This is a genomic window from Scandinavium tedordense, from assembly GCF_024764965.1.
Classification (GTDB): domain Bacteria; phylum Pseudomonadota; class Gammaproteobacteria; order Enterobacterales; family Enterobacteriaceae; genus Scandinavium; species Scandinavium tedordense.
In genome coordinates, this window is record NZ_JALIGG010000054.1 from 203,058 (window position 1) to 229,287 (window position 26,230).

Annotated in this window: 23 protein-coding genes; 7 read left to right on the top strand and 16 right to left on the bottom strand. The window is 55.1% G+C overall.

The window, feature by feature from the left end; translation table 11 throughout:
• Positions 1 to 20: 20 nt before the first annotated feature.
• From truA to pdxB, 3 genes are all read right to left on the bottom strand, one after another.
• The gene (gene truA / locus MUU46_RS09935) at positions 21 to 833 is read right to left on the bottom strand and encodes a tRNA pseudouridine(38-40) synthase TruA (RefSeq protein ID WP_159760444.1); all 813 of its coding nucleotides are present in this window, start codon (positions 831 to 833) and stop codon (positions 21 to 23) included.
• Positions 833 to 1,846: an aspartate-semialdehyde dehydrogenase gene (locus MUU46_RS09940; RefSeq protein ID WP_159770137.1), complete on the bottom strand. Its 1,014-nt coding sequence runs from the start codon at positions 1,844 to 1,846 to the stop codon at positions 833 to 835. Before MUU46_RS09940 ends, truA begins: the two co-directional genes overlap by 1 nt.
• A gap of 68 nt (positions 1,847 to 1,914) precedes the next feature.
• Positions 1,915 to 3,051 (bottom strand): 4-phosphoerythronate dehydrogenase PdxB, encoded by a 1,137-nt coding sequence (gene pdxB, locus MUU46_RS09945; protein ID WP_258965435.1) that lies wholly within the window; start codon positions 3,049 to 3,051, stop codon positions 1,915 to 1,917.
• Between the two features lie 105 nt (positions 3,052 to 3,156).
• Here pdxB and flk point away from each other — a divergent pair, with 105 nt between their 5' ends.
• The gene (flk, locus tag MUU46_RS09950) at positions 3,157 to 4,158 is read left to right on the top strand and encodes a flagella biosynthesis regulator Flk (RefSeq protein ID WP_159760450.1); all 1,002 of its coding nucleotides are present in this window, start codon (positions 3,157 to 3,159) and stop codon (positions 4,156 to 4,158) included.
• Here flk and MUU46_RS09955 read toward each other — a convergent pair.
• Entirely contained in the window at positions 4,155 to 5,333 is a 1,179-nt protein-coding gene (locus tag MUU46_RS09955; RefSeq protein ID WP_258965436.1) for an MFS transporter, read from the bottom strand. The genes flk and MUU46_RS09955 overlap by 4 nt on opposite strands.
• 217 nt (positions 5,334 to 5,550) lie before the next feature.
• Positions 5,551 to 6,768: a beta-ketoacyl-ACP synthase I gene (gene fabB, locus MUU46_RS09960; RefSeq protein ID WP_159760454.1), complete on the bottom strand. Its 1,218-nt coding sequence runs from the start codon at positions 6,766 to 6,768 to the stop codon at positions 5,551 to 5,553.
• A gap of 160 nt (positions 6,769 to 6,928) precedes the next feature.
• Here fabB and mnmC point away from each other — a divergent pair, with 160 nt between their 5' ends.
• On the top strand, positions 6,929 to 8,938 hold the full coding sequence (gene mnmC / locus MUU46_RS09965) for a bifunctional tRNA (5-methylaminomethyl-2-thiouridine)(34)-methyltransferase MnmC2/FAD-dependent 5-carboxymethylaminomethyl-2-thiouridine(34) oxidoreductase MnmC1 (RefSeq protein ID WP_258965437.1): 2,010 nt from the start codon (positions 6,929 to 6,931) through the stop codon (positions 8,936 to 8,938).
• On the opposite strand, the gene MUU46_RS09970 is transcribed toward mnmC, so the two are convergent.
• Positions 8,925 to 9,782 carry an AraC family transcriptional regulator gene (locus MUU46_RS09970; RefSeq protein ID WP_258965438.1) on the bottom strand — a complete coding sequence of 286 codons (858 nt, stop codon included), beginning with the start codon at positions 9,780 to 9,782 and terminating at the stop codon, positions 8,925 to 8,927. The two genes, mnmC and MUU46_RS09970, sit on opposite strands and share 14 nt — an antisense overlap.
• A 227-nt stretch (positions 9,783 to 10,009) precedes the next feature.
• Here MUU46_RS09970 and MUU46_RS09975 point away from each other — a divergent pair, with 227 nt between their 5' ends.
• From MUU46_RS09975 to MUU46_RS09985, 3 genes are read left to right on the top strand one after another with little or no spacing between them, the layout of a single operon-like run.
• Positions 10,010 to 11,842: a DUF2264 domain-containing protein gene (locus tag MUU46_RS09975; protein WP_258965439.1), complete on the top strand. Its 1,833-nt coding sequence runs from the start codon at positions 10,010 to 10,012 to the stop codon at positions 11,840 to 11,842.
• A gap of 16 nt (positions 11,843 to 11,858) precedes the next feature.
• The gene (locus MUU46_RS09980) at positions 11,859 to 13,139 is read left to right on the top strand and encodes an oligosaccharide MFS transporter (protein ID WP_258965440.1); all 1,281 of its coding nucleotides are present in this window, start codon (positions 11,859 to 11,861) and stop codon (positions 13,137 to 13,139) included.
• 9 nt (positions 13,140 to 13,148) lie between these two features.
• Entirely contained in the window at positions 13,149 to 14,339 is a 1,191-nt protein-coding gene (locus MUU46_RS09985) for a glycoside hydrolase family 88 protein (protein WP_159760462.1), read from the top strand.
• 134 nt (positions 14,340 to 14,473) lie between these two features.
• Here the strand turns inward: MUU46_RS09985 and MUU46_RS09990 are convergent, their stop codons facing one another.
• From MUU46_RS09990 to prmB, 6 genes are read right to left on the bottom strand one after another with little or no spacing between them, the layout of a single operon-like run.
• Positions 14,474 to 14,752 (bottom strand): YfcL family protein, encoded by a 279-nt coding sequence (locus tag MUU46_RS09990; RefSeq protein ID WP_159760464.1) that lies wholly within the window; start codon positions 14,750 to 14,752, stop codon positions 14,474 to 14,476.
• Between the two features lie 9 nt (positions 14,753 to 14,761).
• Positions 14,762 to 15,307 (bottom strand): elongation factor P hydroxylase, encoded by a 546-nt coding sequence (locus MUU46_RS09995; RefSeq protein WP_159760466.1) that lies wholly within the window; start codon positions 15,305 to 15,307, stop codon positions 14,762 to 14,764.
• Positions 15,307 to 16,116 carry a sulfite exporter TauE/SafE family protein gene (locus MUU46_RS10000; protein WP_159760468.1) on the bottom strand — a complete coding sequence of 270 codons (810 nt, stop codon included), beginning with the start codon at positions 16,114 to 16,116 and terminating at the stop codon, positions 15,307 to 15,309. The genes MUU46_RS09995 and MUU46_RS10000 overlap by 1 nt, the downstream gene beginning before the upstream one ends.
• Complete coding sequence (gene mepA, locus MUU46_RS10005; protein WP_258965441.1) at positions 16,116 to 16,940, bottom strand: penicillin-insensitive murein endopeptidase; 825 nt, start codon at positions 16,938 to 16,940, stop codon at positions 16,116 to 16,118. Before mepA ends, MUU46_RS10000 begins: the two co-directional genes overlap by 1 nt.
• Before the next feature lie 24 nt (positions 16,941 to 16,964).
• Complete coding sequence (gene aroC / locus MUU46_RS10010) at positions 16,965 to 18,050, bottom strand: chorismate synthase (protein ID WP_159760472.1); 1,086 nt, start codon at positions 18,048 to 18,050, stop codon at positions 16,965 to 16,967.
• A gap of 21 nt (positions 18,051 to 18,071) precedes the next feature.
• The gene (prmB, locus tag MUU46_RS10015) at positions 18,072 to 19,004 is read right to left on the bottom strand and encodes a 50S ribosomal protein L3 N(5)-glutamine methyltransferase (RefSeq protein WP_159760474.1); all 933 of its coding nucleotides are present in this window, start codon (positions 19,002 to 19,004) and stop codon (positions 18,072 to 18,074) included.
• 164 nt (positions 19,005 to 19,168) lie between these two features.
• On the opposite strand from prmB, the gene smrB reads away from it, so the two are divergent.
• Complete coding sequence (gene smrB, locus MUU46_RS10020; protein ID WP_258965442.1) at positions 19,169 to 19,720, top strand: endonuclease SmrB; 552 nt, start codon at positions 19,169 to 19,171, stop codon at positions 19,718 to 19,720.
• 153 nt (positions 19,721 to 19,873) lie between these two features.
• Here smrB and sixA read toward each other — a convergent pair whose 3' ends face one another.
• From sixA to MUU46_RS10040, 4 genes are all read right to left on the bottom strand, one after another.
• Entirely contained in the window at positions 19,874 to 20,359 is a 486-nt protein-coding gene (gene sixA, locus MUU46_RS10025) for a phosphohistidine phosphatase SixA (RefSeq protein WP_159760476.1), read from the bottom strand.
• A 206-nt stretch (positions 20,360 to 20,565) separates the two neighbouring features.
• Positions 20,566 to 22,713: a fatty acid oxidation complex subunit alpha FadJ gene (gene fadJ, locus MUU46_RS10030; RefSeq protein ID WP_258965443.1), complete on the bottom strand. Its 2,148-nt coding sequence runs from the start codon at positions 22,711 to 22,713 to the stop codon at positions 20,566 to 20,568.
• Positions 22,713 to 24,023, bottom strand: a complete 1,311-nt coding sequence (fadI, locus tag MUU46_RS10035; protein ID WP_258965444.1) for an acetyl-CoA C-acyltransferase FadI — start codon at positions 24,021 to 24,023, stop codon at positions 22,713 to 22,715. Before fadI ends, fadJ begins: the two co-directional genes overlap by 1 nt.
• A gap of 160 nt (positions 24,024 to 24,183) precedes the next feature.
• Positions 24,184 to 24,468, bottom strand: a complete 285-nt coding sequence (locus MUU46_RS10040) for a YfcZ/YiiS family protein (protein ID WP_258965445.1) — start codon at positions 24,466 to 24,468, stop codon at positions 24,184 to 24,186.
• 367 nt (positions 24,469 to 24,835) lie between these two features.
• Here MUU46_RS10040 and fadL point away from each other — a divergent pair, with 367 nt between their 5' ends.
• Positions 24,836 to 26,167, top strand: coding sequence for a long-chain fatty acid transporter FadL (fadL, locus tag MUU46_RS10045; protein WP_509908881.1), 1,332 nt, complete (start codon positions 24,836 to 24,838; stop codon positions 26,165 to 26,167).
• Positions 26,168 to 26,230 lie beyond the last annotated feature (63 nt).

The window sequence follows — 26,230 nt, forward strand, 5'->3', positions numbered from 1 at the left end:
TTAACCTTAAGTGACTGCATTCAGTCCGCTAAAAATAGCGGGCCCATAGGCGGCGTAGGAAGGTCGAACCGTTCCGGATAATCTACCGAAACAAGATATAGCCCTTCAGCTTTCGCCGTCGCTGCCGCAAGCGTTCTGTCCTTCGCCTCCAGCAGCTCTGCAATCCAGCTCTCAGGCTGGTTTCCGGCACCCACTTCCATCAGGCTGCCCACAATATTCCGCACCATATGATGTACAAAGGCATTTGCTTTGATATCCACCACCACGTATGCACCGTAACGTTCGACGTTAATGTGCATCACGTTTCGCCACGGCGTGCGCGACTGACACTGGACCGCACGAAACGAGGTAAAGTCATTCTCACCGAGCAGACTTTGCGCCGCACGCTGCATGCGTTCGGCATCAAGTGCATGGTAATAATGCGTTACGCCCTCGCTTAACACTGCCGGACGAAGACGTTGATTGTAGATAATGTAACGATACCGACGTGCGGTGGCACTGAAACGCGCATGGAAATCGTCAGGCACAGCTTTCACCCAACGCACCGCGATGTCTTTAGGTAAATTCGCATTTACCCCAAGCGTCCAGGCCGCGTCTTTGCGCTGCGCCTGCGTTTCAAAATGCACAACCTGACCGGTGCCGTGCACGCCTGCGTCAGTTCGGCCTGCGCAATACACGCTAATCGGTTCGTTCGCGACCTGCGACAGCGCCTTTTCCAGTTTTTCCTGCACGCTGCGCACGTCGTTCTGTCGTTGCCAACCGTAGTATTTGCTGCCGTCGTACTCAATGCCGAGCGCGACTTTACTGACCGGCAGCGCTTCCACTTCAGACATCAGTACATATACTCCTGAACCAATTTCTCAGCGATTTTTACCGCCATCAACGCGCCGCCAAAACGGACGTTATCGGCTACCGACCAGAACTGAATCTGCTCAGGCATACCGTAATCGTTACGCACACAGCCCACGGAAAGATGCGCGCTGCCGGAGGCATCAGCTACCTGAGTCGGAAAATCAGTATCCGCAGACAGGGCGATATCCTCAGTGCGCTCGAACGCGTCACGCGCCTCTTCTGCTGCCAGCGGGCGCAGCGCTTCGAAGCTAACCATTTGCGCCAGACCGTAAAACACTGGCGCACGTACGCACTGAGCAGAAATCATCAGGCCATCGTCCTGCATGATTTTGCGGGCCTGATCGACAATACGACGTTCTTCCGCAATACCGCCTTCACGATCAACCAGCAGTGGCAGCATATTGAAGGCTAACTGACGGCCAAAGAAATCATCTTCATCAATCGGAATGCCGTTCAGCAGTTTGGCGCTCTGCCCTGCCAGCGCGTCGACGGCCTTCTTGCCCTGTGAGGATGCCGACATCAGGCTGGTAACCGCGATACGCGACAGACCACCGTCGTCGATCAGCGGCTTCAACGCAGTCAGAAGTTGGCTGGTCAGGCTGTCCGGCACCGCCACGATATTGCGATTGCGGTAATCCGCCAGCACAAACGGGTTCACATCCGGCACAACCAGCGGGACGTCAGGCTCAAGCGCGAACAGACCGCTTAAATCAATCACCAGACAGCCTGCGTTAGCGGCTTCGTCAGCCCAGGCCGCAGAGGCTTCCACCCCCGCAGCAAAAAAGGCCAGCTGAACTTGAGTCCAGTCAAACTCGGCGACGTCCTGCACGCGCACGGTTTTACCTTCGTAGCGCAGGGATTCTCCGGCGCTTTCGCTACGGGCCAGACCGTAAATTTCTCCCACCGGGAACTGACGCTCTGCAAGAGTTTCAAGCAGGGCAACACCTACGGCACCCGTTGCGCCCAGTACGGCAATATTCCAGCCTTCAGACATGGTGGTTTACTCCAGAAATAAAAATAGCCGCCCGGCCAGAGTATCTGGCCGGGCGTATTAAGAAGACATTAATGCGCTGCGTGATGAACGGCGTTGAATCCCAGATTTTTGAGTAAAACGGCAGCCTGCTCGTCGTCACACAGTACGTTCAGCGAAGACCACTCGCGGCGTTCAGAATAGTTTTTACGCAGCTTATCGAACTCACCCGGAATACCCGCCACTTTCCGCAGCGGCGCATCATCGCGGCGCACATCATACACCAAATGCACCAGCCTTTTTAGCGTCGCCTGATCGAGCGGACCGTGCAGCGTAATCCGGCCGAATTCCGGCGCAGGGAGCAGCGTATCCAGCGATACCTGGTGGCGATTGCCAATAAACTCGCTGTAGGCCTCAAACACCTGAGTGGTGCCGCGTGCTTTGCCTTCCAGCGTATAGCCCGCAATGTGTGCGGTGCCAATATCAACGAGAGACAGCAGTTCGGTATTGAGTTCAGGCTCCGGCTCCCAGACGTCCAGCACTACGCTTAAATCCTGTCCTGCCTGTAAGCATTTGAGCAGTGCGGCGTTATCTACCACCGGTCCACGGCAGGCGTTTATCAGAATAGTGCCAGGCTTCAGGCGCGAAATTAGCGCTTCATCGGCCAGATGCAACGACTTATACGGCCCGTCTTTAAACAGCGGCGTGTGGAAAGTCAGAATGTCGGCATTCTGCGCCAGGTCGTCGAGGCTGCGGAAATCACCTTCATCGCCGTTATCAGCACGCGGTGGATCGCATAACAACGTGCGAATACCCAGAGCCTCAAGGCGTTTTTGCAAACGTCCGCCGACGTTACCCACCCCGACGATCCCGACGGTGCGATCAGCCAGCGTGAAACCATCACGTTCGGCCAGCATCAGCAGCGATGAAAAGACATACTCCACCACCGCGATGGCGTTGCATCCAGGGGCTGCAGAAAAACCGATTCCGGCCTGCGTCAGCCATTTCTCATCGACATGGTCGGTACCCGCGGTTGCGGTACCCACAAATTTGATCCCCTTCCCTGCCAGCAGCGCCTCATTCACTTTGGTGACTGAGCGCACCATTAACGCATCGGCATCATCCAGCTCATGCTGTGGAATTGGACGGCCAGGAACCGCCTTTACATCACCCAAACGGCTGAACAGCTCGCGGGCATAGGGCATATTTTCATCAACAAGGATTTTCACGGTACAGTACCTGTCTGGAACGAGAGTTAACCGGGGAAGTGTGCCATAATCTCGCGGCCAGGAACACTGAGCCTTGAGAACACCGACGGACATTCAGGATTTATCATGACGCAACCTATTTCAGGCGTGCCCGCCCGCCCCCCGGGGGAAGCAACAACGACGAGTCACATCGGCGAGCAACCACTCTCCACCCAGCAGCGCACCGTGCTCGAACGGCTGATCACGCGTCTTGTTGCGCTGACGTCGCAGCAAAGCGCCGGGGTATGGGCCGGGATGAAACACGATTTGGGTCTGAAGAATGATGCGCAGCTGCTCTCAAGGCACTTCCCCGCCGCGGAACAGAATCTCAATCAGCGTCTGGTCAGCGCTCAGCAGACTCACGAAGTGCGCCAGATTGTTGCGCAGTTGACCGAGCTGTTGAGCCAGGGCAATAACCGTCAGGCGGTGAGCGATTTTATTCGCCAGCAGTATGGCCACACGACGTTAAGCCAGCTGACGCCCGATCAGCTTAAAAATGTCCTGCAGCTGCTGCAAAACAACGAGCTGGCCATTCCGCAGCCTCAACAGCGCCCGGCAACGGACAGGTCGTTACTGCCTGCCGAGCACAACACGCTGAATCAGATGGTGACTAAGGTGGCCGCGGCGACCGGGGAATCCAGCAAGATGATTTGGCAGTCGATGCTTGAGCTTTCAGGGGTGAAAACCGGCGATCTTATCCCGGCGAAACACTTCAACCAGCTGATGACCTGGCTGCAGGCGCGTCAAACGTTGAGCGACCAGAAAGCCCCGACGCTTAACACGCTGCAGGCGGCGCTGAAACAACCGATGGAAACGCAGGAATTTAACGTTCTGCGTGACTATGCCCAGCAAACCTGGCAGGCGACGCCGCAAACGGTGTTAACTCAGGCGCAGGTGCAGGATCTGCTGAATCAGGTATTCCTCAAACGCGTCGAACGCGCACAGGACACCGTCGACACCCGTTATATTCAACCGATCTTTAATCCGTTCACGCCGTTGATCGATAACATGAAGGCGATGTCAGCCCGCCCAGGTCTGATGCTGGTTGGGCTACTGGTGATAATCTTCCTGCTGTGGATCCTGTTCTAAGCCCGACGAAACGACACCAGGGTGACCACAATCCCGACTACTGCGGAAATCGCGCCAGCCAGGAACACCGATGAGTAACCAAACGAGGTCGCAAGCAGCCCTGCAAGCGGCCCGGTAACGCCGTATGAGATATCCTGAAAAGCAGCATAACCACCAAGCGCCGTGCCGCGCACCTGCTGCGGTACACGTTTCACCACCTCAACGCCCAGCGCCGGGAAGATAAGCGAACAACCGGCCCCGGTTAATGCCGCGCCCGCCAGCGCAACCCAAGCATTTGGCGCCTGCCACAGCAGGAGCAGACCCACGGTTTCCACCAGCAGTGAGACCGTCGCCACTTTTACCCCGCCGAAACGGTCCGGCATCCAGCCAAACAGAATGCGCATCAGCACGAACGCACCGCCAAAAGCGGTCAGCGTAAAGCCCGCCATTGCCCAGCCGTGACTCATAAAATAGAGCGAAATAAAGGTGCCGATCACCGCAAAGCCCACTCCCTGTAAGGCCAGACCCATACCCGGTTTCCAGATAAGGCCGACGACGCTCCAGAGCGACGGACGTTCACCAGCATGAGCAGGGACTTTCCGCACCGGGCCGTTAAACGCCCAGGCCAGCAGCGGCAGCACCATGGTGGCTCCCGCCAGTGCGGCATAACCGAAATGGCTGTGAATGAGTAAACCCAGCGGTGCGCCGGCCGCCAGCGCGCCGTAAATCGCCATCCCGTTCCATGACATCACTTTGCCGGAACGCGTTGGCCCCACCAGCCCCATGCCCCAGGTCAACGTCCCGGTCAGCAGCTGGCTTTCGCCAAAACCGAGGATCAGACGTCCAACGACCAGCAGTGCAAACTTACCTTCGACGCCAATCGGTAGCAGGGCCGCCAGCAGCCACGCTCCGCCCGCCAGACCGCAGGCGAACATTCCCTGCAACGCTGAGCGTTTAGCCCCGCGCTGATCCGCCAGTCGCCCGGCATAGCCGCGCGTTAAAACTGTCGCGAGGAATTGAATACCGACGGCAAAACCGACCATCATGTTGCCGTAACCGAGTTCGTTATGCACAAACAGCGGAATAACCGGCAAAGGCAGGCCCACGGTCATATAGGTGAGGAACACCGCAAAGGCGATGCGAAACAGCGAAGTATTCGCTGAAGAGGATTTTACAGATTCTGTTACTGCAGACATGCATTACTCCATAACGCAGAGTAAGGCGGGTAAATGCCACGCCCCCTCTACCTGAACATCAGGATTAAGGTGCGTTGGATGACGTTAAACGCTTACGCATTATCGCGATGACAATGTTAGGGCTGAAGTTTGCCTGCGGATCGCAGTGGCTGTCAATGCTGAATCACAGGCATAAAAAAGGAGCCTTTTGGCTCCTTTCATATATCAGGCGTATTAATTACGCTTTCAGCTTACGCATAACCAGAGTGGCGTTAGTACCACCGAAGCCGAAGCTGTTAGACATCACGGTGTTCAGCTGACGCTCGGTCGGCTGAGTCACGATGTTCAGGCCTTCAGCCTTCTCATCCATCTCGTCGATGTTGATGCTTGGGGCAACGAAGCCGTGTTCCAGCATCAGCAGAGAGTAGATTGCTTCCTGAACGCCTGCGGCACCCAGAGAGTGACCGGTCATGGCTTTAGTTGCAGAAATTGCTGGAGTGTTGTCACCGAAGACTTCACGGATTGCGCCCAGTTCTTTCACGTCGCCAACTGGCGTAGAAGTACCGTGGGAGTTCAGGTAGTCGATTGGAGAATCAACACCGTCCATCGCCAGCTTCATGCAGCGTACTGCACCTTCGCCAGACGGAGCAACCATGTCTGCGCCATCAGAGGTTGCGCCGTAGCCAACCACTTCTGCGTAGATATGTGCCCCACGCGCCAGAGCGTGTTCCAGTTCTTCAACCACAACCATACCGCCGCCGCCTGCGATAACGAAACCGTCACGGCTCGCATCATAGGTACGGGACGCTTTGTCCGGGGTTTCATTGTACTTGGTAGACAGTGCGCCCATCGCATCGAACTCACAGGCCATTTCCCAGCACAGCTCTTCGCCGCCGCCCGCAAATACGATGTCCTGTTTGCCCAGCTGAATTTGCTCAACCGCGCTACCGATACAGTGTGCGGAAGTCGCACAAGCAGAGCTGATGGAATAGTTCACACCGTGAATTTTGAACGGGGTGGCGAGGCACGCGGAAACCGCAGAAGCCATCGCTTTGGTCACAACGTAAGGACCGACCGCTTTCAGGCCACGCGGGCTACGCATTGCGTCTGCGCCGAATACCTGAGATTTAGAAGAGCCACCGGAACCTGCAATCAGGCCCACGCGTGGGTTGTTCTGATAAACGTCTTCTTTCAATCCAGCATCTTCAACAGCCTGCTGCATAGAGAGGTAAGCATAGATAGAGGCATCGTTCATGAAACGGACCACTTTGCGGTCGATTAGACCCGTGGTGTCCAGTTTGACGTTACCCCACACGTGGCTACGCATTCCAGAATCTTTGAATTCTTGAGAGAAAGTGATCCCCGAGCGTCCTTCACGCAGAGATTCCAGGACTTCCTGCTGGTTGTTACCGATGCTGGAAACGATGCCCAGGCCAGTAATCACTGCACGTTTCATTCAATACCTCTGTAAGTCATATACTATTTTAAGTTTCGAGTCGCACAATAGCGTACACTTGTACGCTGAACAAGTCCGATCAGACAAATTAAGTATAAATTTGCGCCACCCGGCACACATCGCTAAGATCGCTGGACGCCTTGCACTGCGAGTAACTTACGTGAAACAAAACGCCATACAACCTGCCAACCTCGAATTTAATAGTGAGGGTACACCTGTTTCCCGAGATTTTGATGACGTCTACTTTTCTAATGATAACGGACTGGAAGAGACTCGATACGTTTTTCTTGAGGGAAACCGGCTAACGGAGCGCTTTACATCTCACGATCGTCCCCACCTGGTGGTTGCCGAGAGTGGATTTGGTACCGGATTGAATTTCCTCACTCTCTGGCAGGCATTTAAGACTTTTCTCGACTCGCAGCCTGACGCTACGCTACAAAGATTGCATTTCATCAGTTTCGAAAAATTCCCGCTGCGTCTGAACGACCTGAAACTTGCTCATCAGCACTGGCCTGAACTGGCTGATTTTGCCGCGCAATTACAGGCGCAATGGCCACTGCCTTTTTCCGGTTGTCACCGCTTAATACTGGATGAAGGTCGGGTCACGCTGGATCTGTGGTTTGGCGATATTAATGAACGGATCGGCACTCTGGATGACTCCCTGAATCAGCAGGTCGATGCGTGGTTCCTCGACGGTTTTGCGCCCGCTAAAAACCCGGATATGTGGACGCCAACGCTGTTTAACGCGATGGCAAAACTGGCGCGTCCCGGCGCCACGGTGGCGACGTTTACCTCGGCGGGCTTTGTGCGTCGCGGCTTAAACGACGCCGGTTTTTGCATGAAAAAGAGCAAAGGCTTTGGCCGCAAACGAGAAATGCTGACCGGGTATCGGGATGATACTCAACCAGCCACAGCCACGGCGCCGTGGTTTGCCCGCTCCGGAAGTGAAACCCGAGAAACAGCGATTATCGGCGGTGGTATTGCCAGTGCACTGCTGTCTCTGGCACTGCTGCGCCGCGGCTGGCAGGTCACGCTGTATTGCGAAGACGACGTTCCTGCACAAGGCGCATCCGGCAACCGCCAGGGCGCGCTCTACCCGCTACTAAGCGCTCACGATCCGGCGATGGAAACCTTCTTCCCGGCGGCGTTTACCTTTGCGCGCCGTCTGTACGATTCCCTGCCCGTTGCTTTTGATCATGACTGGTGTGGCGTGACGCAGCTTGGCTGGGATGAAAAAAGCAGACACAAAATTGCTCAGATGCTGAAGCTCGCGCTGCCACCAGAAATTGCTGTTGAAGTGAATGAGGCCGAAGTGCAGCGCACACTTGGTATCGAAACGGGCTGCGCAGGCATTCAGTACCCACTCGGCGGTTGGCTATGTCCGGCACAGCTCACAGCGGCGGTTATCGAGCTGGCCTGTCAGAATGGGCTGAACGTTAACTGGAATCATCGAAATGAAACGCTCGATGCGCAGACCAACGGCTGGGCGCTGCATTTTGCGAACGGCGAAACAAAACATCACGCCAGCGTGGTGCTCGCCAACGGTTATCAGATTAATCAGTTCTCGCAAACGGCGGAGCTGCCGGTATCTGCGGTGGGCGGTCAGGTCAGCCATATTCCGACCACGCCGGAGCTGGCAAAGTTACATCAGGTGCTGTGTTACGACGGCTATCTCACGCCGCAAAATCCCCACAATCAGCAGCACTGCATTGGTGCCAGCTACCATCGCGGGCAAACGGACATGGCCTACAGCGAAGACGATCAGCAGCATAATCGGCAGCGTTTGCTCGATTGTTTCCCGAGTGCCACGTGGGCACAGGAAGTCGATGTCAGTGACGGTGAAGCTCGCTGCGGCGTGCGCTGCGCCACACGCGATCATTTACCCATGCTGGGCAACGTGCCGGATTATCCGCAAACGCTGGACACCTACGCCACGCTGGCTGACAACCGCGACAATGCCAAATCCGCGCCTGTTCACAACAACCTGTTCATGCTCGGTGGCCTTGGTTCACGCGGCCTGTGCTCTGCCCCGCTGGCAGCAGAAATTCTGGCTTCACAGATGAGCCATGAACCGCTGCCACTCGACGCCAGAACCCTGGCAGCGCTGAATCCGAACCGGCTGTGGGTGCGTAAACTGCTGAAAGGCAAAGCGGTTATCAAAGCAGATTAATGCGCTGCTGCGCCTGTTTGCGATACTGCAACGGCGTCTGGTGCATCATCCGTTTGAAGCATGTGATGAAGTAGGTTACCTCCTGAAAACCGACTTTCGCCGCAATAGCATCGACGCTCATTTCACGGGTGCGCAGCAAATCACAGCTGCGCTTCAACCGCCGGGTGAGCAAATACTCGTGAATACTCCCCCCTGTCTGTTGGCGGAAAATACGTGACGTATAGCTGCGCGAAAGCCCAATATCCCGCGCCAAATCCTCCAGCGAAAACTTCTCGCTGTAATGCGCTTCCAGCCACTGCATGATTTGCGCCGACGCTGTTTGCTGCTGCGGCGCACTGGTCTGCGGTAACGCGGGCAGTAGCGACATAATCTGCATAACCAAAAAAGCCACGTCGTCGGCCGGATAGTGTTCTCTGGACTCCAGTGCCGCAAACTGTGCCAGAACGGTTTCCATATACCCCGCGTGCTCGCTCAGATCATACGCCTGAGCGGGGGCACTGCTGACGGCTAGCCGGGCAAACTGAGCCTGAAAACGCGGAAACTGCTGTAGATTGCTTTCCACCGCCGACTGCTCGATATGCATAGTGGAGCGGTGATAATGGTTACGCTCGCTGTCATCGACATGGACTTTGTGCAGGCGAAACGGCGGGAAGATAAACAGTCTGCCGGGGCGTGCGGTGTAGTGCTGATTGTCCACCACCACAATGCCGTAGCCTTGTGAAATATAGAGAAACTCCACGCACTGATGCCAGTGATAATAGACCGCGCTGGACCCCCACATCCGGTTAAAAGAAATCGCCTGCTTTTCTAAGGTTATTCTTTCCAGTAACTGTACATCGCTCATTCCGCCACCATGACAACAAAATTAAATTTTTAGCCTACGGTTTGCAATTTATTGCCCTCTCAGCAGGGAAAATCCAGCGAATTTAAAATAGCGGTTCATTTTTGTGAACCTGCTCACTCAGCCATTGAAAGAAAAGCGGCTAGGCTTGGTTTCGCCGCCTGATTCAGTCGCGGTAAAAGTCCAATAACAATAACGTTTAATTTTCTCGTGTCTGACGGGAGGGCCTCGTGCAACCTGAACACATTACCTTTGAAAATCCTTTACAACAGCGCAGTGACCTCACCCAATGGGTGAATGAAATACTGAATTCGGTCACCCCCTTTTTTAAAAATAACGCCAGCGGCGTGGATCTGGCGAATTTCACCACTCATTACGGCCAGCGCATCGCCAATATGGAAGCATTCTCCCGTTTATTATGGGGCGTCACGCCATTACTGGCGGGCGGACAGGAACCTGAGCAGCTGTCTCTGTATATTCAGACCATTAAAAACGGCACCCATCCGGCGCACCCGGAATACTGGGGCGAAATTGGTCATAGCGATCAGCGGGTAGTCGAAATGGCCGCCTACGGTCTGCTGCTGGCGCTGGCACATCAGCCGCTGCTGGCGCACTTCAACGAGCAGGAAAAACAGCATCTGTGGCAATGGCTGAAACAAAGCGAAACCGCCACTATTCCAGACAACAACTGGCATTTCTTTCCCATTCTGGTGCAGGTCGGTTTTCATCACGCCGGAATGCCCGTCAACCACGAAGCCATTGAGCGCCATTTTGCGGCGATGGAACATTACTGGCTCGGCGACGGCTGGTACAGCGACGGCCCGGAGCGCCCACGCGATTACTACATTTCGATGGGTTTCCACTTCTACGGTCTGATTTATTCCAGGCTGATGAAAGAGGCCGATCCGCAGCGCTGTGCCTTATTACGTGAACGCGCCACCGTCTTTGCCGAAGATTTTATCCATTTCTTTGACGAAGACGGCGCCGCGATTCCGTTTGGTCGCAGCCTAACCTACCGCTTTGCGCAGGCCGCATTCTGGAGCGCCGCCGCATTTACTGGGCTGGAGGTGTATTCACCGGGCATTCTTAAAGGCTTGGTGTTGCGCCATCTGCGTTGGTGGCAACAGCAACAGCCGTTCGACCGCGACGGCGTGCTGAGCGTCGGCTACAGCTATCCAAACCTGATCATGGCCGAAGACTATAACGCGCCAGGCTCGCCGTACTGGGCGCTAAAAACCGTGCTGGTGCTGGCGTTGGGCGAAAACAGCGACTTCTGGCAGGCCAAAGAAGAACCGCTGCCGCCACGCGAAACGCCGCACGCTATCCCGAAAGCTGCACAGATCCTGGTCCACCAGCCTAATCATCTATGGATGCTGACGTCTGGCCAGCTGGAGCGGAACAACTTCGTCAACACCGAAGCGAAGTACTGCAAATTTGCCTACTCGACGCGCTATGCCTTTAACGTCGAACGCGGGCGCTTTGGCCTGGCGCACGCCTCACCGGACTCGATGCTGCTGCTCAGTGAAAAGGACAACTACTGGCGCGGACGCCGCGAATGCCAGCAGGTCAGCGTACATGAAAATTACATCTACAGCCGCTGGCTGCCGTGGAATGACGTCACCGTCGACAGCTGGCTGGTCGCGCACGGCAACTGGCAGGTCCGCGTGCATCTGCTGCAAACCGCCCGTGAACTGGACTGCGCCGAAGGCGGCTTCAGCATCAATTCCCGCCCGCAGCCGCAACAACTGTTGGAAGCCGGCACCAGCCGTCTGACCGGCGAGCACGACACCAGCGTCATTGTGTGTCTGAGTGAAAAACGCCGTCAGGGCGAGGTGGTATTAACCCCACCGAACAGTAACCTGCTGTTTGCCGACCGCGCCGCCGTGCCGGTACTTCGCGGTGAATTATTACGCGGTACACATTTGCTGATAAGCGCCGTATGGGCCGGAATTCCGCAGGATTTCAACGTCACCCGTCCCCCCGAAGTCAGTGTTAATCAAGGCGTTATTCACCTGACGTCGGCCACACAGAAAACGCACTTTCCCCTGACCGTACTGCCGTGAGACTGAGGAGACAATCATGACCGCGACAACTTCGCGCACTGCGCAAATTAAGATGAGCAGCTTTATCTTTCTTTACTTCTTTACCTGGTCTTCCAGCTTTGGGCTTTATGCCCTGTGGTTAAGCCAGAAAGTCGGTCTGGACAGCATCACCATCGGCAGCGTTTTCGCCATCAACGGCGTATTTGCGGTAATCATGAAGCCGGTATACGGCTACATCATGGACAAAATCGGCATGAGCAAATGGCTGCTCTATTTTGTCTGTGCCGTGTCTACGCTGATGGCACCATTTTTTATCTTCGTCTATCAGCCGTTACTGCTGAGCCATACCCTTGTCGGGATTATTATCGGCGCCCTGTATCTAAGCCTCGGCTGGTACGCTGGCGTGGCGGCATCGGAATCTTACGCAGACCGCTTCAGCCGTTTGTATAATCTCGAATTTGGCCGCATTCGTATGTGGGGATCACTTGGCTGGGCGCTGGCGGCATCGCTTTCTGGCGTTCTGTTTAACCTCACGCCACTGGCGAACTTCCTCGTCAGTAGCGGTACCTCGGTGTTGATGCTGCTGATGTTGATCAGCCTGAAAATCGGCGATGAGCAACTGCGCAGTAATAACGTTATCTCTGACAACAAAATCGTCTTCGGCGATGTCATCTTACTGCTGAAAAACCGCAAATTCTGGATGTTCAGCCTGTATGTCGCCGGTGTGGCCTGGATGATGTTTGTCGCCGAACAGCAGTTCCCGCGCTACTTCGTCTCGTTTTTTAGCACCAAAGAACAGGGAAATGTGTGGTACGGCTACCTGAGCATGATCCAGTCCGGCACTGAGTTTGTGATGATGATGTTTGTCCCGATGCTGGTGAACCGGTACGGCGCCAAAAAAGGATTATTACTCTGTGGTCTGGTGGTCGGTTCACGTCTTATTGCCTCTGTCCTGACGACCGATCCGCTGGCTATCTCGATAATCAAACCGTTGTACGGCGTGGAGATCGCCCTGCTGCTGATTTCGGTGTTCAAATATATCGCCGAGCATTTCCACAAGAAGGTCAACGCCACCATGTACCTGCTCGGCTATCAGGCGATGATCTACGTCGGTTCCGTCGTTGTCGCGCCGCCTGCGGGCTATCTGTACGCCAAAATTGGTTTCGAGCAGACCTACCTGATGATGGGCTGCTGCGCCTTGCTCTTTACGCTAATTTCCACTCTTACCCTTTCACGCTGCCGCTCAGAGCGCGATCCTCATCCCGAGGACGCGCAGACATTGGACGCGGTATCCATTGCCCCTGCAAAAAGTCATTAAGGAGAAGTCATGACTCGTTCTGTTGTTACCGAGCCGCTGCGCCCCGTTGAGCTGTATGCCATCGACCGGCCTGCACTGCGTCAAAGTCTGGACGCCGCCCTGACGCGTATCACGCGAAAACTGGATACCAATATTGCCGCGTTTGGCGACAGTTTTCCTGGCGAAGCCTGTGAAAACGGCATCTGGCCACGGACCAAAAACGTGGAGTGGACCACCAGCTTCTGGACCGGACAACTGTGGCTGGCGTGGGAAATGACCGGCGAAGAGCGTTTCCGTGAAGCAGCAGAGCGCACCCTGCCCTCGTTTGCTGAACGCATTGAGAAACGCATTGAAACCGCGACACACGACCTGGGCTTTCTGTACTCACTTTCCTGTGTCAGCGCGTGGCGACTGACCGGCGACGAAGACGCGCGCCGCACGGCATTACAGGCCGCCGATACACTGATGGAACGCTTCAACCCGACCGCGAAAATTATTCAGGCCTGGGGTGATCTGAACGATCCCGAGCAACAAGGCCGGATGATTATCGACTGCAACATGAACCTGCCGCTGCTGTACTGGGCCAGCGAGCAAACCGGCGACCCGAGCTATGCCGAAGCTGCGACAGCTCACGTCGAGCAGGCCGCGCAGTATATCGTGCGCCCGGATGCCTCGACGTATCACACTTACTACATGGACGTGGTGACCGGTGAACCGCGCTTCGGTAACACGCATCAGGGTTACAGTGACACGTCATGCTGGTCTCGCGGCCAAGCGTGGGGAATTTACGGCTTTATGCTGAGCTACCTGCATACCGGTGACAGCAGCATGGTCGAACTCACGCGCAGCCTTGCGCACTACTTCCTCAACCGCCTACCGGAAGATGAAGTTTGCCATTGGGATTTAGCACTGCTGGGAACGGATGCCGTGCGCGACAGCTCCGCTGCGGCTATTGCCGTTTGTGGTCTGCTGGAGCTGGTAAAGGCATTACCGACGCTGGATCCGCATCGCGCACATTATGAAGAAATGGCGCTGCGCATCATGAAGTCGCTTACCGAAAACTATCTCGCTCGCGACGACGAGCCGTGCGAAGGCCTGCTCAAGCATTCGGTCTATCACATGGCGAGCGGCAAAGGCGTGGATCAGTGCTGTAGCTGGGGTGATTATTTCTATCTCGAAGCCATGGCGCGTTTACGTCAGGTTTGGCCGCTTTATTGGTAAACCGTCAGGCATAAAAAAGCCCTCGATTTTGCAATCGGGGGCTTTTTTTCGCCGGGTGGCGCAATGCTTGCCCGGCCTACAATGTCCTGTAGTCCTGTGCAAACGCAGCGCCGCCGGGCATTTTCATCTTAAACTTACTTAAATTTTGCCTTCTGGAACAGAGTGTCCCACATGCCGAGCACCAGCGCCTGATCGCGCGGATTCAGTTCACCGGCGTGAATGGCTTTTTCCAGGCTCTGGGTCACTTTTTCATACACCGCTTCCGGAGAGTGATCGTCACCCGCTTCCAGGTCTGCGACCGCAAGCGTCAGGTGGCCGCGGAGGTAGCCGCTGGCAAACAGTTCATCGTCGCTGGCGTGCTCTACCATGTCATCAATTAACGCCAGAATGCGCGATTCAAATTCTGCGATCATCTTCTTTCCTCAATTTAGATCTTCCGGCCAGGGGAAGTGTTCCGCCGTTAACGTCGGCGTTTGATAATATTTTTGTAATGCCGCGATGAGGCGCGCCGGACGCGCCGGGATCCCTTCTGCGAGATACGTCATCACCTGCGCATGAACCCGACGCTGGAATACGATGCGGTCAGGCTCAACATCCCCTTCGAGATTGTCGCAGCTCACGTTGAACGGAAAACCTGCGGCGGCGCAAAACAGCCAGTCGAACGCCTGTGGCTTGACTTCCACATCTTCGAACTGACCCTGCGTTTTCGCATCGCGTCCATCCGGGCAGTACCAGTAACCGAAATCCACCAGCTTGCGGCGCTCGGCACCGGCAATACACCAGTGCGAAATCTCGTGCAAGGCGCTGGCATAAAAGCCGTGCGCAAAGACGATGCGGTTGTACGGTGCATCGTCATCAGCAGGAAGATAAATCGGTTCGTCTTCGCCTGAAATCAGACGGGTATTAAAATCATCAGCAAAACAGCTATCGAATATGTCGATCAGCTGCTGAAAATGGTGTTGTTGCATTAATGAATTCCCAACCACTGGAGGATCTCCGCCCCGTGACTGTCATAGAGAAGTTTAGCGCTCATCACCGCCGAAACGATGACGATCATCGGCCGGATCAGCGTTTGTCCTTTGCTGAGCACCAGTCGCGATCCCATTCGCGCCCCTAAAAATTGTCCTGCCATCATCACAAAACCGGTTCCCCAAATCACCTTGCCGCCAATGATAAACAGCAGCAAACCGCCAACGTTTGAGGTGGCATTAAGCACTTTGGCGTGCGCGGTAGATTTGGCGAGATTAAAACCGGCCAGCGTCACAAACGCCAGCGCATAAAATGAGCCCGCTCCGGGGCCGAAAAAGCCATCATAGAAACCGACACAGCCACCGGCGACCAGTGCAAACGGCAGCCCATGTAAGCGACGCTGGCGATCTTCTTCTCCGAGCCTCGGCATCAACAGGAAATACAGGCCGATGCCAATCACCAGCAGCGGCAGGATCTGACGCAGAACGTCGGATTGCACATGCTGAACCAGCAGCGCCCCGCTCATTGAGCCGATAAACGTCATCAGAATATTGAGTTTTTGGTCCGCGAGGCTTACGACTTTACGGCGAACAAAATAGAGCGAAGATGACACTGAACCGCCGCAGGCCTGCAGTTTGTTAGTCGCCAGCGCGTTGGCCGGAGACATACCCACCGCCAGCAACGCCGGAATGGTCAGCAGGCCACCGCCGCCCGCCAGAGAGTCAATAAATCCTGCCAGTAATGCGATAAAGAAAAGTGCCACCAGCCATAACGGTGACACCATAAATATCTCAGTGAAATGTTCCATTAAAGGACATGCTCATCCAGTAGCGCCTGGCAGGAACGCGGCAACGGTGGCGGCGTTTTCTTCACAGGTTTGGTTGTTCCCGGCCTCGGTGGCTCGAACCAGCTTTGCAGCTCTGCGCCACAGCCATCACCCGGAGGAGGTGGCGCCTGATCTTCGCACTCAAGGCTCCCCGCCGGACAGCGTAAACGCACGTGCATGTGGGCACGATGCTGGAACCACGGACGCACTTTACGCAGCCAGTCGCGGTCGGTACCTGCATCCAGACACAGCTGCTGTTTGATAGCCGGGTTGACGAAGATGCGCGTCACGTCGTTATCTTTGGCGGCGAGTTTAACCAGCGCGCTGATTTTTGGCGACCACAGCGACGGCACCACACGCTTGCCATTAGCGGCCACTAAATCCAGCGCCTGCGGTTTTAACAGCTGCGCCGAAGTCCATCGAGTCTGCGGAAGTTGCAGGAAAACATCGACGTCCAGCCCGGACTGATGGCTGGCGTGACCGCCATTAAAGCGTCCGCCCGCGGGCATCCCCATATCGCCAATCAGCATCGTTCCCAGTCCCAGGTTGTGCACCTGGTTACTGAGCCGCTGAATGAACAGAATCAAATCCGGATGGCCGAAATAGCGACGCTGATCGGTACGCATCACCTGATAGTTATCGGAACGCAGCGGCAAGCCTTCCGCCCCGACGATACAGCCATTGGCAAAAGCACCAATCGACTGAGCAGTGCCCGGAATTGGCTGAGTGATTTTTTGCCACGGCGTGGCGGCGACACCCGCGTGACTTGCCAGCAAAGCCAGCAGCGCAATGACGATTTTTTTCATTTTCCCGCGTATCCCCGGAAAGGCTTACCAGCGAGGCAGCGTTGTGGACACATCCGCATTTTGCGCGCGCTGGCGCAGCAGATGATCCATCAGCACGATAGCCAGCATCGCTTCTGCTATTGGCACCGCACGGATCCCCACGCACGGATCGTGTCGACCTTTGGTTACCATTTCCACTTCTTCACCGAAACGGTTGATCGTGCGACCCGGTACGGTAATGCTCGAGGTCGGTTTCAGCGCCATGTGAGCGATGATTTGCTGTCCGCTGCTGATCCCGCCCAGTACGCCACCGGCATGGTTGCTCTGGAATCCCTCTTTGGTGATTTCATCACGGTTTTGGCTGCCGCGCAGGCTGACAACGTCAAAGCCATCGCCAATTTCCACGCCTTTCACCGCATTGATACTCATCAGCGCGTGCGCGATATCGGCATCCAGGCGGTCAAAGACCGGCTCACCGAGACCTGGCGGCACGCCGTCAGCGACCACAGTGATTTTCGCCCCAATCGAGTCGCCTTCTTTTTTCAGGCCACGCATCAGTTCATCGAGCGCGTCGATTTTATCCGGATCCGGGCAGAAGAACGGATTCTGTTCCACCTGGCTCCAGTCTTTGATTTCCAGAGGAATATCACCCATTTGGGTCATACAACCGCGGATAACCACGCCGAATTTCTCTGCGAGGTATTTTTTAGCGATCGCCCCTGCCGCTACGCGCATCGCGGTTTCGCGAGCGGAAGAACGCCCGCCGCCGCGATAGTCGCGCAGGCCGTACTTTTGTTCGTAGGTGTAATCAGCGTGGCCCGGGCGGAATACATCTTTTATGGCGCTGTAATCCTGGGAGCGCTGATCAGTATTCTCAATCAGCAGGCCAATACTGGTGCCGGTGGTTACGCCTTCAAACACGCCAGACAGGATTTTCACCTGGTCTGGTTCGCGACGCTGCGTGGTGTAACGCGAGGTTCCCGGGCGACGTCTGTCGAGATCATGCTGCAGATCAGCTTCCGTCAAAGGAATGCCCGGCGGTACGCCGTCCACGATGCAGCCGAGGGCCACACCGTGGGATTCGCCGAAGGTGGTTACGCGAAAGAGTTGTCCAATTGTGTTTCCTGCCATCACGGCTCCATCGAATTTTAATTAGTCTTTATAGATGCTGAAGTGTTCGCGGGCAGCCAGAAGCTGCGCTTTGGTGAGCATGAAGACGCCGTCGCCACCGTTATCAAACTCAAGCCAGGTGAACGGAACGTCAGGATACTGCTCTATCAGATGTACCATGCTGTTACCGACTTCACAAATCAGAATGCCGTCGTCAGTCAGGTAATCCGGCGCATTGCCCAGAATGCGGCGCGTCAGTTTCAGGCCGTCAGAGCCTGACGCCAGACCCAGTTCCGGCTCATGGCGATATTCGTTCGGCAGGTCTGCCATGTCTTCTGCATCAACGTACGGCGGGTTGGTCACGATCAGGTCGTACTGTACTTTCGACAGGTCGCGGAACAGGTCGGAACGGATTGGCGTAACGTGATTGATGAGACCGTGATCTTCGATATTTTGCTCAGCCACCGCCAGCGCATCCGGGGAGATATCGACGCCGTCGACTTCCGCTTCCGGGAAGGCGTATGCACAGGCGATAGCAATGCAGCCACTGCCGGTACACATGTCCAGAATATGTTCAGGCTGATGAGCAATCAGGCCAGAAAAGCGGTTGTTGATGAGTTCACCAATCGGCGAACGCGGAACCAGTACGCGTTCATCCACATAGAATTCGTGGCCGCAGAACCAGGCTTTATTGGTCAGATAGGAGACGGGAATACGCTCGTTAACGCGGCGAATCACGCGCTCAACGATACGGTGTTTTTCACTGGAGGTCAGACGCGCCGTATGCATGTCTTCCGGAATATCCAGCGGTAAATAGAGCGACGGCAGCACCAGCTGAACCGCCTCATCCCACGGGTTGTCTGTGCCATGACCGTACCAGATGCCCGCGGCGCTAAAGCGGCTCACCGACCAACGCAACATATCCTGAATGGTATGCAGCTCATTGACTGCTTCATCGACAAATATTTTATCCACTTTCCCCTCCAGGGCCCATCGCTGAAATTCGGCGGCTAGTTTGCCATGAAGACGCCGATAAATCAGCATTCTTGCGTCATGAGAGCGGGGAAAAAATGCGTTTTCTCTGCCTGTAAGCCAAGAGAGTCGGGTAAACTGTCGCAAAGCGAAAATGAGATGAAAGAATGAAGAAGAAAACCTCACTGAGCGAAGAGGATCAGGCGCTGTTCCGTCAGCTGATGACCGGAACCCGCAAGATTAAACAGGACACCATTGTCCATCGCCCGGCGCGTAAGAAAATCACTGAAGTGCCGGTAAAGCGTTTGCTTCAGGAGCAGGCCGATAACAGTCACTATTTTTCCGATGAATTTCAGCCGCTGCTGAATACCGAAGGCGCGATGAAATACGTGCGTGCGGACGTAAGCCATTTTGAGGCTAAGAAACTGCGTCGTGGAGATTATTCACCGGAGCTGTATCTTGATTTGCACGGACTGACCCAGATGCAGGCCAAGCAGGAATTAGGTGCGTTGATTGCAGCCTGCCGTCGTGAACATGTGTTTTGCGCCTGCGTGATGCACGGACACGGGAAACATATTCTGAAGCAGCAGACGCCGCTGTGGCTGGCACAGCACCCACACGTGATGGCGTTTCATCAGGCACCAAAAGAGTATGGCGGAGACGCCGCATTGGTAGTGTTGATTGAAGTAGAAGAGTGGCAGCCACCAGAAATACCTTAACTCGTCATACTCCAAGCTACAGGTGCGTTGGCTGCGCCTGTTCAACACGTCAGAGACATGTTGTCCTGTCACTCAAATTATGTAGAGTTACAACGTGGTGGAGAACAAAACGGGGAAAAGTGGCGGGAAGCGCACGGCTCACCCGCCTTTTACTCAGATGGCTTTGGCCATCTTCAGATTGCAGGGACTCATCTGCCAGTTGAACAGACCTTGCCCGCTGGCATCCAGCGTGACGTTCGCAATGGCGGATGTCGAGAACATCGGCGGAGCTTCACTCGGACAGAGCTCAGACACCAGGTAGCCGACCAGCGGCAGGTGAGAGACCACCAACGCAGAGGCAACACCTTCGTTCGCCAACGCCTGCAAATAGGCGCTTACCAGCCCCACATCGCCGCAAGGCGTGAGTTCGGGCAGGACATCGATCTCTTTTGGCAGGTTCATGCACTCCCCCACCACATCCAGCGTTTGCTCTGCTCGTAAGAACGGGCTGACCAGAACGCGCTCAATATCCACTTTTTGACCTTTCAGCCAGTTCGCCATCTGACGGGATTCATCGCAACCACAAGTGGTAAGGGGACGAACCGAGTCGCTGGCTGCATCGAGGGCAGCGTCGCCGTGACGCATAATAAAAACTTGCATATTGCACCGCTTTTGTTAACCAGAAGCACCGGGGAAAGACACACGCATTAAATATGCTGTCTATTCGGTGGTCGGGCATTGTGCCTGATCCATTCGTTGAATGAAACGCTGTTTTTTACCTTAATGGCGTAAGTATAGTCAATCTCTGTTTACAAAATAACCATACAGCAGCGTTATGACTCTCTTGGATTTACCTTTATTTGACCTCAACTTAACGTCTCAGTTTCATTTGCGGGCCAAAAGGCCAGGCCCTGTTCTGCCATCCTGATTAATGCGTCACACGGCGTGAACCGTGATCCATACTGCGTCGTCAGGCGTTGCAGAATCGCCACGACTTCCCCCGCACCAATGCTGTCCATATAGCGGAACGGGCCACCCAAAAAGGGTGGAAAACCAATACCAAACACCGCACCGATGTCACCATCGCGTGCGCTACGCACCACCTGCTCATCAAAGCAACGTGCGGCTTCGTTGAGCATCATCATCACGCAGCGCTCGGCAATCTGTTGCCCAGACAGCGTTCCTTTCTGCCCGCCGCCAATAAGCGTATAAATTGCAGGGTCAGGCTGTTTTTTGCTTTTACGCCCTTTTGCAGCGTAAAGATAGAAACCGCGACCATTTTTTCTGCCTTTGCGATCGTCGTTCAAAATTGCGCTAATGATATTTGCAGGTGCGCTGAAACGTTCTCCGTAAGCGCTTTCCAGTACTGGAATAATTTTAGTTCCAGTATCGATTCCGACCTCATCCAAAAGTTGGATTGGGCCTACCGGGAAGCCATATTTCGTCAGCGCCCCATCAATTTTTTTAATGGATTCGCCCTCCGTCAGCAGCCGCATCGCCTCATTGATATAGGGTGCCAGAATGCGGTTGACGTAAAAACCGGCTTTATCCGCTACCACCACCGGTGTTTTACCGAGCTGTTTCGCCAGCTTAACAGTGGTGGCAATCGTGGTTTCCGATGTGCCTGCATGGGGAATGACTTCAACCAGCGGCATTTTATCTACCGGACTGAAAAAATGCAGACCAATCACCTGTTCTGGACGCTGCGCCTGCGCAGCAATATCGCCAATCGGCAGCGACGATGTGTTAGAGGCAAAAATAGTGTACGGCGCAAAGTTAGCTTCCACTTCCGCCACCATTTGTTGTTTCAAGGATAAATCCTCGAACACCGCTTCAATCACTATGTCGCGATGGGCAAAACCGCGGTAATCAGTGGTGCCGGAAATCAGCGCCAGCTGGCTGTCGCGTTCACTGGCTCTGATATGGCGGCGACGCACCTTCTTATCAAGCAGCTCCCAGCTGTACTTCAGCGCATGGTTGATGCCGTTGGCATTGATATCCTTTATACGGACCGGCAATTTCGCTTTGCTGGCGGTGACAAACGCAATACCACCGCCCATCAGGCCCCCGCCCAGAACCGCCACCGAATGCAGCGGCTGCGGATCGGCGTTAGCAGCCGGATCTTTTTTCACGTCAGTGCTGGCAAAGAAGACAGAGCGCAGCGCTTTTGACTGCGGCGTCATCGCCAGCTCGCCAAACGCCAGGGCTTCCTCGGCATACCCGCTACTACTGCCCTGCGCCAGACCCGTTTCGAGCACCTTCAAAATACGCCCGGTGGCGGGATAATTCCCCTGCGTTTTCTGCTCTGTTTTTTTCGCCGCCAGGCTGAACACCAGACTGCGTCCCAGCGGGCCTGCCAGAATGCGTTCCCGCACCGGCAGACGTCGGCTGGTCGGGCGCTCCTGTTTAGCCAGCTCAATCGCCGCGTCGAGAAGGATAGCGTGCGGTACGACGTCATCCACCAGACCGACTTTTAATGCCTGCCGGGCGCGAAGCTGTTTCCCGGTGAGGATCATGTCCAGCGCGGTGCTGATGCCAACCAGGCGCGGCAGGCGTTGCGTACCGCCTGAACCCGGTAACAGGCCTAATTGTACTTCCGGCAAACCCAGTACCGTTTTTGCATCATCGGTGCAAATGCGGCTGTGACAGGCTAACACTAGCTCGAGACCGCCCCCGAGACAGGCGCCGTGAATCGCGGCAATGACCGGGATTGGCAGAGCATGGATCTCCGCCATGATCTGCTGTCCCTGACGCGCCAGCGCTTCGGCTTCCTGCGCCGACGTACAGTTGCCAATCATGTTGATGTCGGCTCCGGCGATAAAGTTATCCGGTTTGGCGGAGATGAACACCACGCCGCGCAGGGCTTTGTTGTCGCGGATTTGCTTGAGGATAGCCCGCACCTGAACACCAAACTCGGCCTTCAGGGTATTCATTTTTTCGCCTGGAACGTCGAGGGTAATGACCGCCACGTTATCGAGGCGTTCAGTCAGAGTAAATGCGGATGTCGTTTCCATTATTCAGCCTCCAGAACCATGGCTGCGCCTAAGCCACCGGCCGCACAGGCAGTCACCAGACCAAAACCACCGCCGCGACGGCGCAGTTCATTGAGAGTTTGAGTGATCATGCGCGCACCTGTCGCTGCAAAAGGGTGTCCGTAGGCAATGGAGCCGCCCAGCACGTTGAATTTACTGTCGTCCACTTCGCCGGTCGCATGACTGCGGCCCAGCACGTTACGCGCAAAGCGCTCGCTCGCCATCAGTTGCAGGTTCGCCAGCGTCTGGGCGGCGAAAGCTTCATGCATATCAAACAGGGTTAAATCGGCCATCGTCAGCCCGGCACGCTCCAGTGCCAGCGGTGTAGACCACGCAGGCCCCAGCAGCATGTCCTGCATGACATCAATCGCGGTAAACGCGTAGCTTCGCAGGTAGCCGAGCGGCTTCAGGCCCAGCTCTTTTGCGCGAGATTCCGTCATCAGAATAACTGCCGCCGCGCCATCGGTCAGCGGGGTGCTATTGGCAGCGGTTACCGTGCCATGTTTGCGGTCAAAGGCCGGACGCAGCTTTGCGTAGTCTGCCAGGGAGGAATGGGTCCTCACGTTATTGTCCTGCGCGAACGGCTCGCGAAACGGCGGTGCATAGGCGGTCATCACTTCGTCCGTCAGCTTGCCGTCGGCCCAGGCTTTGGCTGCATGAAGATGCGAGCGATGCGCCAGCGCATCCTGCTGTTCACGGGTGATGCCCCAGGTTTTCGCCATTTGTTCGGCGGTGTCGCCCATGCGTAAATCCGTGGAGTACTCGGCCACGGCAGGCGGCACGGGGGCCAAATCTTTGAGGCGCAGACGAGAGAAGAGTTTGAGTTTCTGCCCCAACGTGCGGGCTTTGTTGGCATCTACCAGCGTGCGGGCCAGCGCTTTACTCACGCCAATCGGCAAGACAGAGGAAGAATCTGCGCCACCGGCGATCCCGGCGCGAATAGTGCCCGCCATCAGGCTTTCTGCGACGTTGGCGACGGCCTGGAAGCTGGTTGCGCAGGCGCGGCTGACGCTGTATGCGTCGGTATGAACACTCATGCCGGTGCCGAGCACAATTTCACGGGCGATGTTTGGTGCTTCCGGCATTTGCACGACCTGACCGAAAACTAACTGCTCGATGACTTCAGGTGGAATTTCGCTGCGAGCCAGCAGTTCACCGACAACCATTTTCCCAAGATCAATCGCGGGAATGCCGTGAAAAGCCGTCGCCTGGCGGGCAAAAGGCGTGCGTAACCCGCTGACAATGGCAATGCGATCGCCCTGGCGGGTGATAAGCGGTAATGCCTGACTCATAACTGTCCCCTGGTAAACGTAAAAAAGTGGTCTGACCTGATAACAGTCTTAACTAATTTTTTACATCCAGCCAATCAGGGAAGCATAAAAGTGAGAGCCAAAACACACTGAGATAAAAAAGAAAACGCCCCTGCTGAGCAGAGGCGTTTTAGAGAAGGGATTAACGCAGTCCGAGCTGGAAAATCAGGGTTTCAGCTTCGCAGCAGAACACAAAACCGATATCCAGCTGCACACCACCGTCGACGTCTTTATAGGTCGGGATGATTTTGCACGGGTCGGACTCAACACCACGGGCTCTTTCACTCAATGCAGCCAGCGTTTCGTCAGCTTCAGCGCGGTTCGCAAAAACGCGGCTGTAGGATGCGGTGCAATCGGTGTTGTCCATAATGGTACCAACATCCATACAGCAGCAAACCGGGGTTTCATCAGCACTGCATTTACTCATTGTAGATTTCCTCTGTATTCGCACCCAGGGTGCCAAGATAAACAATGCCTTTATTTTACGCCCCTGCCCGGACCGTCTCCAGTTGATATTTCCTTCAGTCGCCATAAGTGAGCTAAATCACAATTAAAAATGATCTAAAACAAAAACCACCCTCTCAAGGGAACTTTCATAACCCTAATTTTGCCAGCTGGATCGCGTTTCTTAGATCACAATTGAAAAAACTTATAAACATACTTGCAACATTCCATCTGGTCAGACCTATACTCTCGGCACTGGTCTGATTTCTCTGACGTAACACAGACCCTACACTTCGCGCTTCTGTTACGGCATGTAACAATTTTTGCATAAAAATAACTCGATTGAGGTTATGGTCATGAGCCAAAAAACCCGTTTTACAAAATCTGCTCTCGCAGTTGCAGTGGCACTCGTTTCTTCTCAAGCCTGGTCAGCAGGCTTTCAATTAAATGAATTTTCTGCCTCAGGCTTAGGGCGTGCTTATTCCGGTGAAGGCGCTATTGCCGACGATCCGGGTAACGCCAGCCGTAACCCCGCTTTGATTATGATGTATGACCGCGCGCAATTTTCTGCGGGTGGTGTATTTATCGATCCTGACGTGAATATTTCCGGTAAATCGCCATCCGGTAAAAGCACGGACGCCGATAATATCGCGCCAACCGCATGGGTTCCGAACTTACATTTTGTCATGCCTATTAACGATCAATTCGGTTGGGGTGCCTCCGTTACCTCCAATTATGGTCTGGCAACCGAGTACAGCGATAACTATGCGGCGGGTAGCGTCGGCGGCAAAACTGACCTTACCACTGTGAACATGAACCTGAGCGGCGCTTATCGCCTGAACAGCAACTGGAGCTTCGGCGTCGGTTTTGATGCGGTCTACGCGAAAGCGAAAATTGAGCGCTATGCCGGTGACTTAGGTCAGATTGTGGCCGGTTCTGGCGCATTGCCGCCTGCACTGGCGGGTCAGGTTGCACAAATTCCTGGAGATACTCAGATTGCTCGCCTGAAGGGTGATGACTGGGGCTTCGGCTGGAACGCCGGTATTCTCTACGAACTGGATAAAAACAACCGTTACGGCTTTACCTACCGTTCTGAAGTCAAAGTCGACTTCGATAAAGGTGAGTACAAAAGCAACCTGCCATCAGCTTACAACCAGATCCTCGGTAACTTCGGCCTGCCGCAGGGCACCGACGGGCACACTGTTGATGGTTCTCTGACCCTCAACTTGCCAGAAATGTGGGAACTGTCTGGTTATAACCGTGTTGCGCCGCAATGGGCAGTCCACTATAGCGCCACCTATACCAGTTGGAGCCAGTTCCAGGAGCTGAAAGCGAATGGTAGCAATGGCGATACCCTGTTCTATAAAGACGAAAGCTTTAAAGATGCATGGCGCCTGGCGCTGGGTACCACCTATTACTACGACGACAACTGGACATTCCGTACCGGTATCGCATTTGATGATAGCCCAGTTCCGGCCGGTAACCGCTCTATCTCCATCCCGGATCAGGACCGTCTGTGGCTGAGCGCAGGGACGACCTACGCATTTAGTCCGGATGCTTCCATCGACGTCGGCGCATCTTATATGCACGGTCAGCACGTGACTATCGAAGAAGGTCCGTACACCTTCCGCTCTACAGGTAAAGCGTGGCTGTTCGGTTCTAACTTCAACTACCGCTTCTGATAGTTCGGGTTCAGACATAAAAAAAGGTGAGCGCGACGCTCACCTTTTTTATTTTCGACTTCG

What these genes read in the sequence shown, in the direction of transcription:
- truA (WP_159760444.1), bottom strand. Translation starts at nt 833, where the DNA reads ATGTCTGAAGTGGAAGCGCTGCCGGTCAGTAAAGTCGCGCTCGGCATT.
- MUU46_RS09940 (WP_159770137.1), bottom strand. Translation starts at nt 1,846, where the DNA reads ATGTCTGAAGGCTGGAATATTGCCGTACTGGGCGCAACGGGTGCCGTA.
- flk (WP_159760450.1), top strand. Translation starts at nt 3,157, where the DNA reads ATGACGCAACCTATTTCAGGCGTGCCCGCCCGCCCCCCGGGGGAAGCA.
- MUU46_RS09955 (WP_258965436.1), bottom strand. Translation starts at nt 5,333, where the DNA reads ATGTCTGCAGTAACAGAATCTGTAAAATCCTCTTCAGCGAATACTTCG.
- fabB (WP_159760454.1), bottom strand. Translation starts at nt 6,768, where the DNA reads ATGAAACGTGCAGTGATTACTGGCCTGGGCATCGTTTCCAGCATCGGT.
- MUU46_RS09970 (WP_258965438.1), bottom strand. Translation starts at nt 9,782, where the DNA reads ATGAGCGATGTACAGTTACTGGAAAGAATAACCTTAGAAAAGCAGGCG.
- MUU46_RS09980 (WP_258965440.1), top strand. Translation starts at nt 11,859, where the DNA reads ATGACCGCGACAACTTCGCGCACTGCGCAAATTAAGATGAGCAGCTTT.
- MUU46_RS09985 (WP_159760462.1), top strand. Translation starts at nt 13,149, where the DNA reads ATGACTCGTTCTGTTGTTACCGAGCCGCTGCGCCCCGTTGAGCTGTAT.
- MUU46_RS09990 (WP_159760464.1), bottom strand. Translation starts at nt 14,752, where the DNA reads ATGATCGCAGAATTTGAATCGCGCATTCTGGCGTTAATTGATGACATG.
- MUU46_RS09995 (WP_159760466.1), bottom strand. Translation starts at nt 15,307, where the DNA reads ATGCAACAACACCATTTTCAGCAGCTGATCGACATATTCGATAGCTGT.
- MUU46_RS10000 (WP_159760468.1), bottom strand. Translation starts at nt 16,116, where the DNA reads ATGGAACATTTCACTGAGATATTTATGGTGTCACCGTTATGGCTGGTG.
- mepA (WP_258965441.1), bottom strand. Translation starts at nt 16,940, where the DNA reads ATGAAAAAAATCGTCATTGCGCTGCTGGCTTTGCTGGCAAGTCACGCG.
- aroC (WP_159760472.1), bottom strand. Translation starts at nt 18,050, where the DNA reads ATGGCAGGAAACACAATTGGACAACTCTTTCGCGTAACCACCTTCGGC.
- smrB (WP_258965442.1), top strand. Translation starts at nt 19,169, where the DNA reads ATGAAGAAGAAAACCTCACTGAGCGAAGAGGATCAGGCGCTGTTCCGT.
- sixA (WP_159760476.1), bottom strand. Translation starts at nt 20,359, where the DNA reads ATGCAAGTTTTTATTATGCGTCACGGCGACGCTGCCCTCGATGCAGCC.
- fadJ (WP_258965443.1), bottom strand. Translation starts at nt 22,713, where the DNA reads ATGGAAACGACATCCGCATTTACTCTGACTGAACGCCTCGATAACGTG.
- fadI (WP_258965444.1), bottom strand. Translation starts at nt 24,023, where the DNA reads ATGAGTCAGGCATTACCGCTTATCACCCGCCAGGGCGATCGCATTGCC.
- MUU46_RS10040 (WP_258965445.1), bottom strand. Translation starts at nt 24,468, where the DNA reads ATGAGTAAATGCAGTGCTGATGAAACCCCGGTTTGCTGCTGTATGGAT.
- fadL (WP_509908881.1), top strand. Translation starts at nt 24,836, where the DNA reads ATGGTCATGAGCCAAAAAACCCGTTTTACAAAATCTGCTCTCGCAGTT.